At 57.0% G+C, this 15,658-nt stretch carries 9 protein-coding genes, 1 tRNA gene and 2 pseudogenes; 7 read left to right on the forward strand and 5 right to left on the reverse strand.

Going from position 1 to position 15,658, the window contains the following annotated elements; translation table 11 throughout:
- Positions 1-147, forward strand: a 147-nt coding sequence (locus tag KR51_RS20720; RefSeq protein ID WP_022608009.1) for an endonuclease V, incomplete at its 5' end; no start/stop codon positions are given.
- Between the two features lie 196 nt (positions 148-343).
- Here the strand turns inward: KR51_RS20720 and KR51_RS11735 are convergent.
- Positions 344-760 carry a RuvC family protein gene (locus KR51_RS11735; RefSeq protein ID WP_022608011.1) on the reverse strand — a complete coding sequence of 139 codons (417 nt, stop codon included), beginning with the start codon at positions 758-760 and terminating at the stop codon, positions 344-346.
- A 28-nt stretch (positions 761-788) separates the two neighbouring features.
- On the reverse strand, positions 789-1,883 hold the full coding sequence (locus KR51_RS11740) for a tetratricopeptide repeat protein (protein ID WP_022608013.1): 1,095 nt from the start codon (positions 1,881-1,883) through the stop codon (positions 789-791).
- 362 nt (positions 1,884-2,245) lie between these two features.
- On the opposite strand from KR51_RS11740, the gene KR51_RS11745 reads away from it, so the two are divergent.
- Positions 2,246-3,226 (forward strand): hypothetical protein, encoded by a 981-nt coding sequence (locus tag KR51_RS11745; protein WP_022608015.1) that lies wholly within the window; start codon positions 2,246-2,248, stop codon positions 3,224-3,226.
- A gap of 70 nt (positions 3,227-3,296) precedes the next feature.
- On the opposite strand, the gene KR51_RS11750 is transcribed toward KR51_RS11745, so the two are convergent.
- Positions 3,297-4,109: a carbon-nitrogen hydrolase family protein gene (locus KR51_RS11750; RefSeq protein ID WP_022608016.1), complete on the reverse strand. Its 813-nt coding sequence runs from the start codon at positions 4,107-4,109 to the stop codon at positions 3,297-3,299.
- 191 nt (positions 4,110-4,300) lie between these two features.
- Between KR51_RS11750 and KR51_RS11755 the strand changes: the two are divergent.
- Positions 4,301-5,279: pseudogene (locus tag KR51_RS11755) on the forward strand (zinc-binding dehydrogenase).
- Positions 5,280-5,580: 301 nt separating this feature from the next.
- Positions 5,581-6,672, forward strand: a complete 1,092-nt coding sequence (aroC, locus tag KR51_RS11760; protein WP_022608017.1) for a chorismate synthase — start codon at positions 5,581-5,583, stop codon at positions 6,670-6,672.
- A gap of 168 nt (positions 6,673-6,840) precedes the next feature.
- Here aroC and KR51_RS11765 read toward each other — a convergent pair whose 3' ends face one another.
- Positions 6,841-7,656 (reverse strand): EI24 domain-containing protein, encoded by an 816-nt coding sequence (locus KR51_RS11765; RefSeq protein ID WP_022608018.1) that lies wholly within the window; start codon positions 7,654-7,656, stop codon positions 6,841-6,843.
- A gap of 104 nt (positions 7,657-7,760) precedes the next feature.
- Between KR51_RS11765 and KR51_RS11770 the strand changes: the two genes are divergently transcribed.
- A tRNA-Thr gene (locus KR51_RS11770) sits at positions 7,761-7,832 on the forward strand.
- Between the two features lie 874 nt (positions 7,833-8,706).
- Here the strand turns inward: KR51_RS11770 and KR51_RS21320 are convergent.
- Positions 8,707-9,402 (reverse strand): annotated as a pseudogene (locus tag KR51_RS21320) (IS1 family transposase); the annotation flags it as partial.
- A 1,200-nt stretch (positions 9,403-10,602) separates the two neighbouring features.
- On the opposite strand from KR51_RS21320, the gene KR51_RS11775 reads away from it, so the two are divergent.
- Positions 10,603-13,608 (forward strand): calcium-binding protein, encoded by a 3,006-nt coding sequence (locus KR51_RS11775; protein WP_022608021.1) that lies wholly within the window; start codon positions 10,603-10,605, stop codon positions 13,606-13,608.
- Positions 13,609-14,858: 1,250 nt separating this feature from the next.
- The coding region (locus KR51_RS19770) for a calcium-binding protein (RefSeq protein WP_022608022.1) at positions 14,859-15,658 on the forward strand (800 nt) is incomplete at its 3' end.

Here is a 15,658-nt window from a genome sequence, read left to right on the forward strand (position 1 = left end):
TCCAGGCTAGAGACAGCGATCGACCTGGTGCTGCGCTGCACCCCCAAATATCGCTTGCCCGAAACAACTCGCTATGCCGATCGCCTGGCGTCTGCTGGCACGGGAAAATCGGCGTTGGGCAACACCCGCCTGGGCAGCTTGTCTTGAAGCGACCCTGCGCGCAAGGAGGAAGCCACGGCAGCAATAGCATTTGAGGAACTAGTTCCTCCATTTAAAGCCTAAAACGAACGGTCCCCAGGGCTTCCATTCCGACAGTTGTCCGGCGGCGACCTTCCATTGCTATATCATCCACTGCTCTCCAAGGCGCTGCGGGTCGAGCGCATCTGAACGGCGCGACCCGGACTCACGACCGCAACTGCAAATATCGCTCCACCAGCAAAATTGCCGCAATATCGTCCACCGGGCGCGGCGGCAGGCGCATCCCTTGCGGAATTAAACGCATCAGTCCGCGCGGGGGGTACATCTGCCAATAGCGATCGCGAGCTTCCAGCGTGCTATTGCGCTCGTCCACCAGGGCGATTGCCAAATCGGGTATTTGCGCGCGAATGCGGGCTTGCCACTCCCGCGAGGTGGTGCGATCGCCCATCACCAACTGCACGCTCCCGTAGCGATCGCGCCACGCGGCGATCGTTGCTAATGCGACAGCGGCCGGAACGACCTCGTGAGCGATCGGGTGCGCATCCGCTAACACCGCCAAACCGCACTTGTCCCGACCGGGATCGAAGCCGAGAAGCGTTGCCATACCGGGAAGCGTTGCCATAAGCTGCGTTTGTCGGGTAGCAGCAGGGCTACTCGACCGGCTCGGCGATCGGCGCGCTCGAGTCGGTCTCTGGAGTATCGGGTGCCACTACCGGTTCGGTACCAGCGTCTTCGCTAGCAGCAACTTCAGGTGAGTCCGCCGCATCGGATGACTCAGATGCCTCCGGGGCAGCTGAATCAAGCTTTTCGAGCTGTGGAGTATCGGGTGCCACTACCGGTTCGGCACCAGCGTCCTCGCTAGCAGCAGCATCAGGTGCGCCCCCCGCATCGGATGCTTCAGACGAATTAGCTGCCGAAGCCTCAAGCTTCTCGAGCTGGTCGAGTTGGAGGGCAAGTTGCTGGATTTGGTCTTTGTAGCGAGCGGGCGCGAGAGCTTGGGCGCGATCGGCAAGTTCTTTTGCCTCCTGAATGCGTCCCTGACGACCCAAGACCAACGCTTTTCCGAGCACCGGGCGAAAGTCCGCCGGATTTTCAGCAGCTATTTCGTCGAAGATGGCGATCGCGGCAGTACTGCGCCCGATCTGAACGTAGATCTGCCCGAGATGCAACTGCAAGGGAACGCGTTCGACATCGCTGTTGGGTGCCTCAGCCAGTGCGAGGGCGGCTTGGACTTCGCCGATCGCTGCTTCCGGACGGTCCTGCTGCAGCAACAAACCCGTCAGACCCTGCAAGGCTGGCAAATAGCCGGGGTTTTCTTCTAGAACGCGGCGAAAATCGCGGACGGCACCCTCAAGATCGCCCGTTTGCTCTCGGACTTGCCCGAGGAGGATGCGATAGTCCGGCTCGTCCGATTTATGCTCGGCCAGTTTTTCCAGCCAGCCAGTAGCTGCTTCGAAATCGCCCTGTTCGAGGCGGATTCTGACCAACGCGTCCAACGCCGTTTCGTTATCCGGCTCGCGTTCGAGGACTTTCTCGTAGCCGCGTGCCTCCAAGTCGCGCTCTCGATCGGCTGCCGACACGGAGGTCAATGGCGCGCCTGACTGCTGCGAGCCGGCAGCGCCACCGCTGAATAAATCCACGATCGACAAACCTGCTGGCAGCAGCGAAACGCCGACAAAGGCCGCGATCACGACCGCGATCGCTGCGTAGATCCAGAAAGGGCGCTTTTGAGAGGGGGAAGGCACGGCTGACTCGTCCAATGGGGGTGTGCAGTTGTCGTTCCCGACACTACACAGGGTAACGGACGGGGGGCAGACAGCGCTTGCGAAAGGACATGCAGCCTGTTAGTTGCCACACAAACGGAATCCTACGGGGAAAACTCTACAGTTAGAATGGGCAAATGCGAGATTTGCAAGCGTTCGCGGCCGCGAGTTAAGCCTTGTTGCTCCACCTTGAGGTAGGCCAGGCGGTTGCGTTAACGTGCCTGCAAAACGTCCCTACGCACCTACCGCCCAACACTCGCTGCCCGCCGACTGCACCGAATCCCAGAGATTGCGATCGCCGTTGCTGCCGACCGGCGGCTGAGTCCTTGCCTTAAGGAGCTGCCATGTCACCCCCCACGCACCAGTCCGGCTCTCCCCAACCCGACGAGAGTCAGTCCGAGCTTTTGCCTGCACCCGTTCGGCCCCAATCCCCGAAGCCGAACGCTACCCCCCCGCAGCACCTCCAACCGCCAACTGCTCCCTCCAAGCCCGTTGCTCCAACACCACCTCGACCTGCCCCACCATCAGCTGCGACCCCGCCAACTGGTGATGGCGATACTGCCGATACGCTTGTCACGTCCGCCCGCAAGCATCCGATTCCTCCGCCTAGTTCGCCCAAGCAGTTTCGCGCGATCGGCTTGTTGCGCGGTCGCTATCAACCAGAACCGGATGGTCTGACGCGGGGCTCGCTGTTCGTGAGCGACGGCGAGGAAGAGCAAGAAGTAAAGTCGGTGCTGCTCGGTCGCACGATCAGCGTGGTCAAGAATCACTTGAACCTAGAGCAACCGCACTTGTGGGTGGTTTATCCCCGCACGCGCCAACGCGAGGGCGATTTGCACGTACAGATCGTAGGCGTGTGGGAGCCGGAAACGCTCAAGCCCGACCTAGCCGAGTCCGAGACAGAACCGACCAGCGATGCAATTGAAAGCGGGTATTTTTCGGTACGCGGTGAGGTCGTTTATTACGCTGAAGATAAAAACAAGATCGTTGTTAGCATTCGCCAGACAGCACGCCAGCCGTCGGACAAACCAAAGCTATTCAAGCTCGAACTATATGGGACGTTAGCCCAAGCGAACGCGCGCGGTCGGTTTTGGGATTTCCAAGTTGCCTTTCAGAACAACCAGCTCGTGGTTCGCGAGGCCACCTGCATCGGGGCAATGCCGCCGAAAAAGCCAGGCACAAAAAAGTCGCGCCCGCCCCATCATGGTCCGCACCGCGATGGCGACAGTCGCTCAACTGCAAGACTCCCCGAGCTTGCTGACAACCGCTCTACAGCAGGGCAGCGAGTACCCAAACCCATCAAGCGCACTGGCACGGATTGCTGACGTCCACCAGACGTCCGACTGCGGAAAACCAGTCAGTTGGGCGGTCAGGCGTGCCGCTGCCGTCGCCCAACTAGCGAAACACGCGATGGTCTAGGCTCGGCATTTGGCGGCGGACTTGGGCCAAATGGATTGGGTCGATCTCGGCGATTGCAACGCCCGGCTCTTCGCCTGCATCGGCGAGGACAACACCCCACGGATCGACGATCGCGGCATGCCCGTGACTTTGACGGCGCGCGTAGTGGTTGCCGGTCTGAGCGGGAGCGATGATATAACAGGTATTTTCGATCGCCCGCGCTCGGATCAGAACTTGCCAATGATCTTTGCCGGTATAGGCCGTAAAGGCAGCTGGGACGAACAGCACGTCCGCACCACGTGCTGACAGGTGGCGGAAGAGTTCGGGAAAGCGGACGTCATAGCACACCGACAGCCCGATGCTGCCGAGGGTTGGCGAAGGAAATAGCGGCGGCCACTCGCTCCCTGGCACGACCGTACTCGACTCGCAGTAAGTATTGCCGTCGGGTAAATTGACGTCGAAGAGGTGAACTTTTTGATAGCGCGCGACCTCCGCCCCGCTGGGGTCGACGAGCAGCGCCGTGTTAGTCACGCGATCGCGATCGACCGGGACTGGGAAGCCGCCGCCAAGGATCGCGATCTGATGGCGTTGTGCCATTGTCTTTAAAAACTTTTCGCTGCGCTCGGCAATCTCGGTTGCGCGGGTAACCTTATCGCTTTCGAGGCCGAGGAAAGAAAAGTTTTCCGGCAATCCGATCAACTTTGCGCCTCGCCGCACTGCCAGTTCTACGAGGTCTGCCGCCTCTGTCAGATTGCGATCGACATCGGGCGTGCTCGTCATTTGGACGGCAGCAGCGAGGTAGGTTTTCATCAGTTTGGAATTCGGTTGGAACGCGTGCAATCGGGCTTTTCGAGTATACCCCGCACGCCGTGCAGCCTGTGCTCTACAGCGCGATCGCCTCAACAACCCGCGCATTCTTTAACTCTTAGGCAATCCTGCCGGCTGTTCGCGATGCGATAATAACCGCGAGATTGAGGGGGCTCTCGACGCACGCGATCGCGATGACCACCAACGGCACGCCAGACGTGCAGGTTCCGCACGATTTCCTCGATCCCCGCATGCGGAAACCGCACGACCTGTTGGTGCGTCTAAGAGCAGCCAGCGTCAATCCCATTGATAGGAAGTTGCAGCGGCGCGGGACGTTTTACCCGGCGCAGATTCCGTCAATCCTGGGCTGCGATGGGGCCGGCATTGTGGCAGCGGTCGGCTCGCGTCGAGCGTTTTCAGCCGGGCGATGCAGTGTACTTTTGTTCTGGTGGGCTGAGGAAATTCGGTACGGGCAACTACGCCCCTTATGCCGTGGTGGACGAGCGCGTCGTCGCGCCCAAGCCGCGATCGCTCTCGTTTGCGGCAGCGGCACTGCTGGTATTGATTACAGCATGGGAAGCACTGGACAATCGCGGTCGCCTCGAGGCCGGTCGGCGCGTGCCGAACCATGCTGGGGCTGGCTGGGTCAGCCACGTGGCCGTGCAGCTAGCAAAACTCGCTGGGGCTGATGTAGCGACTACCGTCGGGTCCGCTGAAAAAGCCGACTTCGTGCGGGAACTGGGTGCAGATCTGCCGATCCAATCTAAAGACACCGACTTCGTGCGGGCGGCAATGGAGTGGACCGGGGGCGAAGGCGTCGAGTTGGCATTCGATACGGTTGGTGGCGCGACCTTCGCGCCTACCTTTGCCGCCGTGCAACCCGGCGGCCTCGTGACGCTGTTGAAGCCGGCCGCCGAAACGGACTGGACACTGGCGCGATCGCGAAATCTTTGCATCGGACTGGAGCTGTTGTTGACGCCGCAGCTAACCGACAATCTCGACGCCCAGGTCGCCCAGGCTAACATCCTCGCCCAATGCGCCCGCTTGTTCGATCGCGGCGAGCTAACCCTGCGCGTCGGTCAAACCTTCCCGCTGGAGCGGGCTGCCGACACAGATCGTGCGATCGAGACCGGCTCCACCACCGGCAAGATCGACCTTTTGATGCCGGAGTAAACGGTGGGAGACGCTCGCTCCTCGGCTCGAACGGCAAGTCCCCATTAAGCCAGTTTTACTTTCAGCAGCATGACGGACTTGCACCCGCCCGCTTGGCCGTGAATGTAGCTGGGGCATACCCCTGCATTCGCGTTGTTCGCGCGGATTCGCCGCAACCGTCCGCGTTAAGATCGACCGAGTTCCAGGGCTAGCGCTGGATCGAGCTTCGCATTCCTTGCTGGCTGGCGAACGGAACGCATCGCAGTAAGCAACACAGTAAATCGCAAACGAATATGGGGCGCGGGACGGCGCACGCAGGGACATGGGCAGTATTTTCGGTCACCTCTTCCGGGTATCTACGTTCGGCGAATCTCACGGTGGTGGTGTGGGCGTCATCGTCGATGGCTGCCCGCCGCGCCTCGAACTTAATACCGAGGATATCCAAACCGAACTGGATCGCCGCCGTCCCGGACAAAGCAAAATCACCACGCCGCGCAAAGAAACCGATACCTGCGAGATCCTCTCCGGTGTTTTCCAAGGCAAAACTACCGGCACGCCGATTGCGATCCTCGTGCGCAACCAGGACGCTCGCTCCCAGGACTACGAAGAAATCGCCCAGAAATACCGCCCCTCCCACGCCGACGCCACCTACGACACCAAATACGGCTTCCGTAACTTCCAAGGGGGCGGTCGTTCGTCCGCCCGCGAAACCATCGGGCGCGTGGCAGCTGGCGCCATCGCCCAAAAGATCCTCCGCCAGGTCGCCGGCACCGAGATCGTTGCCTACGTCAAGCGCATCCACGAGCTCGAAGCGATCGCCGACCCCACCACCGTCACCCGCGAGCAGGTGGAGCGCAACATCGTCCGCAGCCCGGACCCCGACTTCGCCGAACGGGCGATCGCTGCCGTCGAGCGCGCCCGCGATGAGAAAGACTCCCTGGGCGGCGTCGTCGAATGTGCTGTTCGTAACGTGCTTGCCGGGTTGGGCGATCCGGTATTTGACAAACTCGAAGCCGACCTAGCCAAAGCCATGATGTCCTTGCCGGCCAGCAAAGGCTTTGAAATCGGTTCGGGTTTTGCCGGCACCCTGCTCAAAGGCAGCGAACATAACGACGAGTTCTATACCGACGAGAGCGGTCGCACCCGCACGCGCACCAACCGCTCTGGCGGCATCCAGGGCGGCATCAGTAACGGCGAACCGATTATTCTGCGCGTTGCCTTCAAGCCAACCTCCACCATCGGCCGCGAACAGCGTACTGTGACCCGCACTGGCGAAGACACCGTCCTCGCCGCCCGCGGCCGCCACGATCCCTGCGTTCTGCCCCGCGCCGTACCGATGGTCGAGGCCATGGTTGCGCTCGTGCTGTGCGATCGCCTCATGCACCAAACGGCCCAGTGCCAGCTTCTGCCTTAGGGCATCCTTGCTTTTCATGCGTGGTTCGCTCGGCAGATAGCTGATTCGGCAGACATCTATTGGCGTGATTTGACTGACGCGATCCGACTGACATCCTACGACCAGAAACTCGGTTGGTGATGAGCCCTTGCCATTAGGAGAGCGGAGTTTGCTCGCCGCCGCCGCGATTCACGGTAACGGTTTTGGCAGCGTAGGCAAGACGCGATCGCACGCAAACAGCGTCCCGGCTGCTACGCACAACGGAATTGTCACCAGATTCAGCAGCGGCAGACTCACCAATCCCAAACAGACCAGCCCGAAACTGCCGCTGGCAGGGAAACTGCGCGCCACAATGCCGAGCTTTTGCCGGAAACGCAAGCGCCGCCGCTCCAGCGGAGCGTCCAAAAAGTCTAGGCAAACGATCGTTGCCGCAACTGTCACGCCGCCAAAGGTAATGACAACCGCACCCACACCTGGCACCAGACCGAACAGCAGCAAGCCCAACCACGCGCTCGCCAGCAAGAGCAATTTTTTGATCTCGAAGAGCAGTGCTCGCCAGATATCTCCCCAGATGCCAATATCGACGAACGTCACTTCGCCGCTGAGCTTGAGTTCGAGTTGCTCCGATAACTTCCCGTACCAGGGCGACCCGAGCACGCTCCCAAACTGCACCAACACGAACCCCACCACTAATGCCAATGCGACTGCCAGCAACACGCGCAGCAAGTAGCTAAATCCCAGGATGATGCTGTCAATAAAACCCAGCCATGCTGGGAGATCGTCAATCAAGTGGGCGACTTCGCGATCGAGCGCGAGGGTGAGCATTTCAAGGCGGTGCCAGCCAAAATAGGCTATGCTTCCGTACAGCAGGACCCCGAGCACTACATTCAACGCGATTGGCACGGCCAGATAGCTCCACAAGTGAGGCGATCGCAACAATAGTCCCAACGCCCGCAGCGGGTACGTTGCTCCTGCAACCAAACCGAATCCGCCCAAAACTCGCATCGACTTCGCTATTTCGCTTACCCGCGATCGCTCCGAATCCTCATTTCCCTGCGGTTGCTAGCCGCCGGTTTGCTATCCTAGCGTTAGCTTTCATCAAGCCGTTTGCCAGCATAGCTCAACGGCAGAGCAACCGCCTTGTAAGCGGTAGGTTAGGGGTTCAAATCCCCTTGCTGGCTTCCTTCTTTGGGCCACATTAGCATCGCGTGTTACCCACTGCCCCTCAGATACGCCGACCCTATCGCTAGGCAAGATCGAGCTATAAGCTGCATTTTTATAGACCTGAAGTTTGATACTCGTGTTGGTTGAGGAGCATGGCTAATTCAGAGTTCTGCCTGGCTGACTGACACATCTCTGAAAACCTCGGTCAGTCATGAATGACAGTTAAGAGAGCGAATACTGGAAAACCAGATTTGGTTGTCATGTTTAGCCCGAGCAATCTCGGATCCAAAAAAGGGGCTCGGGGTCAACTGCTGACAGTGGCAGGGGTTATAGTAGATTTCGTCCCTTAGCCAGTAATTCACGCAACCAGTTGCAGCCAATTTTTAGATAGCTCCGACCCGACTCCAGTGCGTATCTACCTGACGGCACCAGCCAGCCGCCTGCACGCTCCCCCCTGGCTAGAGGACCACAGCAGCGCTAGGGCAACCACCAAATACAGAAACTTGAGGGCTCGAACCGACCGAAGACTCGAAGCCGTCAGTTTGAACGCTCCCGATTTGCTTTTGAAAAATAGTTCCTCCATTGCAAACCGCAGGCTCTATTGCCACAAGGTCTGCAGGGAGGGCGGGTTCGTCGGCATTACACAATCTAAGGATGAGATGCCCTAAATACCAATCCCAGCAAGTTCGAAAGAACGGCCACCGATGTGGCAAGTAAAACTACCAGTGCAAGGACTGCGTCCGCTGAATGACTTAAACAAGTGCCTCAAGCCCCGCAAATTGTGGCGAAATTTCAGGGGTTTCAGGAGATGTGTCAGCCAGCAAGCTGCGGCGGTCAATTTGTCGAGTCCAACTCTCAACGCGGGTAGTGCTCCAGAGGTAGTGATAAGGCTCAACCCTTTGCCAGCTGGGCGTTATAGTCATGTATGAAGTACCAAATAGTACCAATATGGTTATCCAGCTTTTTTGAGAAGGACAAGCTTTCTCTAACCAGCCTTGAAATCCGCTGACGGAAGGTATTGCTTAGCCTTTCAATATGGTTTGTTTGACCACTTTTTTATTGACTGGTCGGTGACGTTTACTCGGAATTACCTTCTGACAGGCAATCCAGAAACCTTTATATGCAACAGCACATTGCCGATAGACCCCCGGTAAACTCGCCCATAGTTCCCACAGTTTACGAGCCGATTTACGACTGCAGTCGCCCACATAACTGCCAACAATTTCCCCCGCAACTCTGTCAATAGCTAACCAGATATAAAGTTCATAACTCTTCGATAAAACAAATGACCACATCTTGTCACATTCAATAGTCCATCGCCCCTTTGAATTCTCCGAATCCTTTACCTGGCGAGGGACACGGCAAAATTTTTGATTTACATAGTCTTGTAGCCAAGAGAAACTGACCCCGGCAACTCTAGCAATGCCATGCAGTGAAATTCACTCAAGCAAGAGCTTATCGATAACCTGTTTTTTCAGGAGAGACTGTAATTTTTTTGGGGTCGAGAACAAACTGACGGCCACAGTCTTTACATTCACAATTAGGCTTACCATTATGCACGGACCCATTTTTGATAGTGTGATGAGAGCCTCAACGAGGGTAAAGAGGCGAGATTGAGAATTGAAAAAAAAACAAGAATGAGGAAGCCCCTCACCTATCTAAGCGAGAACTTGGGAGGTGAGCGCATTCAGGAAAAAGACGATTGCGAGAAAGGGTCCCATGGTAAATTGATATTTTTGAAGTAGAGTTCGTAATTGATTCACTTTAAAGATATTGTATAGGATCATTGCCAGCCCAGTTGTCTGGTCCACCACTACTTGCAGATCGCCACCCCTGGCATACAGCATGAAAAGGTATTAATACTTAGTGAAATGAGCATGGAAAGTTAAGGATAGGAGCAGAAAAGAGGCATGCTGGTCAGGAAATTTATGCTCCTCTTGTGCAGATCGAAAGACTGGTTTATCGAATCAGAAGTTCGCTGTAAAGTGGCACCTCAAAACAAATTTATAGAGGTTCCCCGAAGAGAGTTTTAATAGTGTTGAAGATTCAGGAATTCACTTGTTAAAAGCTCAAATTTGCTGGATTCAGAACTAAAAGCAAAGCAAAGTTGCCCCTTTTACTGACTCGACTCGTGACTCAATCCTTTCTTATAGAATTGAGTTCGATTGAACTAACCTCTGCAACAGCTGCCAACAGGAGCTCTGATATCAAACAATTGTGGTTTGGTTGCAGCAAATTCGTTATCTGATACTCTGGAAATTTTTGCAAAAAATGGCAACTTTTTGAGAACATACAATTCCTTCACGATATCGAATAGTACCTTTTCAGATAGGATCTTGTCTCTTCTTACACTGCATAACTGACCTTCAGAGATATCCTTTAGCTTAGGGAGAGCCTCGAGGAGTAGGGTGCCAGATAGGCAAATGGTAGTTGTATTCCTAAAACTGCAAAATATGTTGCCAGTTTCAACATTTCCGGGTTCGAGCGGTCGCACGCTGAGATATGTGAACTTATATGTGTTAAATACATGTGTTAAAATGGAATCTAAAATCGATTGAGTAATACATATATAGAGATGAACTGCTCCCGACCTGGGGATGAATCAATCCAATTTGCGGCCGCAACTCTGGCTAGGGGCTTGAGAGTTTGCGGTACTAATGTTGTGATTTGAATTCCAAGCAACACGACAAACCCGTGTAAAGATGCGATGAGTCCAATAGACTCCGGCATCAGGCTCAATGCCATTCGTCGTTTGCAGTCTTCCCTCGTTCAGCCAGGAGCAAAACAATGAGTGACAACCTGCCGATCGTGCTCGACTTCACCTCCCCAAATACCCTCGGCGGGTATGATTTGCTCGTTGCGGACGGCAACAACCGCCTCTACGGCGAAGCAAGCAGCGATACAGTCGCTTGCCCTTACGGCAGCGGTGGCGATATCTCCAACACGACGACCGCATTAGCCAGCTTCCCAGGCGATGGCGACGACTACGTTGTGGGGGATGATAACGATAACTTAATTTATGGCGGAGCTGGCGACGATCGCATTTTCGGTCAGGGCGGCGACGACGGGCTTTACGGCGAGGACGGCAACGACGACCTGTCCGGCGGAATCGGCAACGACTACCTGAACGGAGGGGACGGCAACGACCGCCTGTACGGTGAGGACGGCAACGACCGCCTGTACGGTGAGGACGGCAACGACGAGCTCTACGGCGGGACCGGCAGCGATCTCATGTACGGTCGGGGCGGCAACGACTACTTGAACGGCGGGGACGGCAACGACGAGCTTCTCGGTGGGGACGGTAATGACTCTCTGTATGGCGGGAACGGCAATGACTACCTGAACGGCGGGTTCGGCGACGACAGCCTCGACGGTGGAGCCGGCATCGATACGGTCGATTACCGTTGGTGGAACGGTAACGTTATCTATGACCTAATGGCTGGAGTTGCTACTTTTGGGGGCGGCGGATACTCCCAGGTCATTGCCAACTTCGAGAACATCTACACGGGCAACGGCGACGATACCGTCATCGGAAATGCTGCTGATAACATAATTACGAGCCGTGCTGGCAGCGACCGCCTATATGGCGGGGACGGCAACGACCGCCTGTTCGGATATGACGACAACGATTTCCTTTTTGGCCAGGTCGGCAACGACCGCCTTTTCGGTGATGACGGTGACGACAACCTGTACGGTGAAGAGGGTGACGACTACCTGTACGGCGGGTACGGCAACGACTTCATCGACGGTGGGAGCGGCAAAGACTACCTCGACGGCGAAGCAGGCATTGATACAGTCAATTACCGTCAATGGCACGGTGGCGGTAGTTACAACTTGACTACAGAAGTTGCTAGCTTCCAGGGCTACTACGACGAGGTCATTGCCAACTTCGAGAACATCAGCACGGGCGACGGTAACGATTACATTGTTGGAAATGCTGCTCTTAATTTCATTCGGAGCGGTGGTGGCGACGATCGCCTGTTCGGTCTTGAGGGGAACGACCGCCTCTTCGGTGAGGACGGCAGCGACAACCTTTCTGGCGGTGTGGGCAACGACGTCCTATACGGCGGTCTGGGCAACGACGTTCTATATGGTGGTGACGGCACCGACGTCCTGTTCGGCGAGAATGGCGACGACTTCCTGTCCGGCGGGAGCGGCAACGACCGCCTCGAAGGAGGTAACGGCCACGACTACCTATCCGGGGGGAGCGGCAACGACTCCCTGTATGGTGGGAGCGGCAACGACCAATTGTATGGCGGGGATGGCAACGACTACCTATCCGGGGGGAGCGGCAATGACCGCCTCGACGGCGAAGGAGGCATCGATACGGTCAGTTACCGGCATTGGAAAAATGGCGGCACCTTCAATCTGACGACCGAAGTTGCTAGCTTGTCGGCAAACTTCTCCCAGGTCATTGCCAACTTCGAGAACATTGACACTGGCGACGGGAACGATACCGTCGTCGGTACTGCTGCGAGTAACGTAATTCATAGCGGTGCTGGCATCGATCTCCTCTACGGCGGGAGCGGCAACGATGCTCTCTTCGGCGAGGACGGCGAGGACCGCCTCTACGGTCAGGATGGCGACGACCGCCTGTACGGCGAGAAAGACAACGATTTCCTTTACGGTCAGGACGGCAAGGACACCCTGTATGGCGGGAGCGGCGACGACCGTCTGTCCGGCGGGAGCGGCGAGGACCGCCTCTACGGTCAGGACGGCAACGACTTCCTCTACGGCGAGAAAGACAACGATTTCCTTTACGGTCAGGACGGCAAGGATACCTTGTATGGCGGGAGCGGCGACGACCGTCTGTCCGGCGGGAGCGGCGACGACCGCCTCTACGGCGACAACGACAACGACTCCCTCTACGGTGAGGACGGCAACGACTCTCTGTACGGCGGGAGCGGCGACGACTTCCTGTACGGCCATAACGGCAACGACTTTCTGTACGGCTGGAAGGACAACGACCGCCTCTACGGCGAGGACGGCAACGACTTTCTGTACGGCGAGGACGGCAACGACTCCCTGAACGGCGGGAATGGCGACGACTCCCTGTATGGCGGGAATGGCGACGACTCCCTGTATGGCTGGAAAGACAACGACCGCCTCTACGGTCAGGCCGGCAACGACTTTCTGTACGGTGAGGAAGCAAACGACACCCTGTACGGCGGGAGCGGCAGCGACCGCCTCTACGGCGGGCAAGGCGACGACCGCCTCTACGGTCAGGCCGGCAACGATTTCCTGTACGGCGAGAACGGCAACGACTTCCTGTACGGTAAGGACGGCGAAGACGATCTGTGGGGCGGGACCGGCAACGATGTCCTATCCGGTGAGGACGGCAACGACCGCCTCCACGGTCAGGACGGCAACGACTCCCTTTACGGCGGGAGCGGCGCCGACTTCCTGTACGGTAAGGACGGCAACGATCGGCTGTATGGCGGTCAGGGCAGCGACGCGCTTAGTGGCGGCGCCGGGGAGGATACGCTGCTTGGCTTCGGAGACAGCACCGAGTTCGACACGCTCACGGGCGGCGTCGGCAGCGATACGTTCGTGCTGGGCGATCGCAGCAGCGCGTTCTACCTGGGGGTAGGACACGCCAGCATCACTGACTTTGATATCGAAGACACGATTCAGATTCACGGAGAACTCAGCGATTACAGACTCAGCAAAAGCTTCAACTACGGTGGGGATCCAGCCTTAGACACGGCGATACTCAAGGGCAGCGACTTGATCGGGGTCGTGGAGGATACCACGGCAATTGCCCTGACGGCTAATTACTTTACGACGGTGTAACCAGGACCAAGGCGACCCGTCTCGCTGCAGTCTCTGCTTAACATCGAACCTCCGACAGTGACGTCGGAGGTTTTTTAGGCGTGCGCAGAGGGCACCTAACTCTGGCATTGTCCAATAAACTGCTAGCTTCAGTAATCGAAATAAATTCAGGGCTTACTTAAAAACCAGAGCGATTGATGGTCGATTGAGTTGCACGATAAGGAAGTACTAAAACAAACTCTTCTTCATCTGATACACTGTTCGCCCGGTTCGATATGCAGTCTCCTTCAACCGTACCCTCACCCACTCGACGCAGGTGATGGGGTTATGTTGGATTAGACTCTTGCAACCCTGGTAGCGCTCGATAAACTCCCGAAACTTGAAGTTGCCGTGCCGGTTTTAACTAGGGCTTGCTGAAAAAGTCCACAAAGTGAATTTAGGGGACAGAGAGCTCATGAAATCAGGCTTTCGCCATCTAGCCCCAGATTTTCGCCCCTAGATCTCGGCTCAAGTGCAAGGGTTTTGAGGCTCTAGCAACCATAACCTTGCACTTCTCTGACGCAGAAAACGCTGGAACCTTCTCGCTGAAACAATTCCAGCCTTTTTCAGCAAGCCCTAACTACTGGTGCAACGAAGCCGCTCTGCAACTGTCCCGAATCCGAACAATCTGCATCGGCGTTGGGGGCAATACTGAATAATTTGCGGTTCAGACCCTCACCATCGCCTGCTGGAGCATCAACTGCAAGCGATCGCGATCGGATGCTCTGCCGCTCGAAGATCGAATTACGGTGCGATCGCTGGTTTTAACAGCGTGCGTTCGGATTTAGCAGCACTTGTGACCCGTGAAGCAAGCCCGACTGACTGCGATCGGACGAGGATCTGGATAGCAGTACTGGCAAGGGTTTGAATTTTGCACCTCCCTGCGCGAGAGATCCGTTCGCCCTCAACATTTATCCCAACTACAACGCGACTTGCGCGGAATGATTCGGGCGATCGCTAGCTGCTTTGTGTCACATAATTGCCAAGGCGCGATCTGGTCAAAAGCTAGACACGAATTACTACCTTCATGAGAAAAAATCAATTCAATTTGCGTCCGGGATCCTCGTCAGATTCCTGCGAGCTTGCGACACTAATGGTGTGAGGTGCATCTCAATCAACCCGACAAAATGTTGAGAGATGCGATGAGTCTAAATCGACTTTTGCTTCTCACTCTATGCCATTCGTCGTTTCAGTCTTCGCTCGTTCAGCCCCTTTCACCCAGGAGCAAAACCATGATTTTCTACCAACCGGAGACTAGCCACCTACTGGAGATCGCCCTCAACTACTCCATCAAAGAAATCCCCATTGGGTATGTCCTGGAAGGTGGGGACGGTCGCGATCGCCTGGACGGTGGAGACGGCGACGATAAGCTTTACGGTCATGGCGGCGACGACCGACTATCCGGCTGGCACGGCAACGACTTCCTGTCCGGCGGGAACGGCGACGACGTCCTGTACGGCGGGACCGGCGACGACCGCCTCGAAGGCAACGACGGCGACGACCGCCTCTACGGTCATGACGGCGGCGACTACCTTTACGGCGGGAACGGCGACGACGACCTGTTCGGCGGGAACGGCAACGACGACCTGTACGGCGGGAACGGCGACGACGACCTGTTCGGTCGTGACGGCAACGACCGACTGTGGGGTGGGGACGGCGACGACGACCTGGGCGGTCATGACGGCGACGACTACCTGGACGGCGGGACCGGTAACGACTACGTGTTCGGATATGACGGCGACGACGACATTTTCGGCGGGACCGGCAATGACATCCTGGACGGTGGGAACGGCAACGACATCCTGGACGGCGGGACCGGCAACGACAACCTAGATGGTGGGAGCGGCGGCGACGAACTGTACGGCGGGACCGGCAACGACATCCTGCTTGGTGAGGTCGGCACCGACATCCTTTACGGGGGTAGCGGCGACGACCGCCTAGAAGGCGGTAGCGGCGACGACCGCCTCTACGGTCAGGACGACTTCGACTTCCTGGATGGCGACGACGGCGACGACTTCCTGTACGGTCATGA

It is taken from the genome of Rubidibacter lacunae KORDI 51-2 (genome assembly GCF_000473895.1).
Lineage (GTDB): Bacteria > Cyanobacteriota > Cyanobacteriia > Cyanobacteriales > Rubidibacteraceae > Rubidibacter > Rubidibacter lacunae.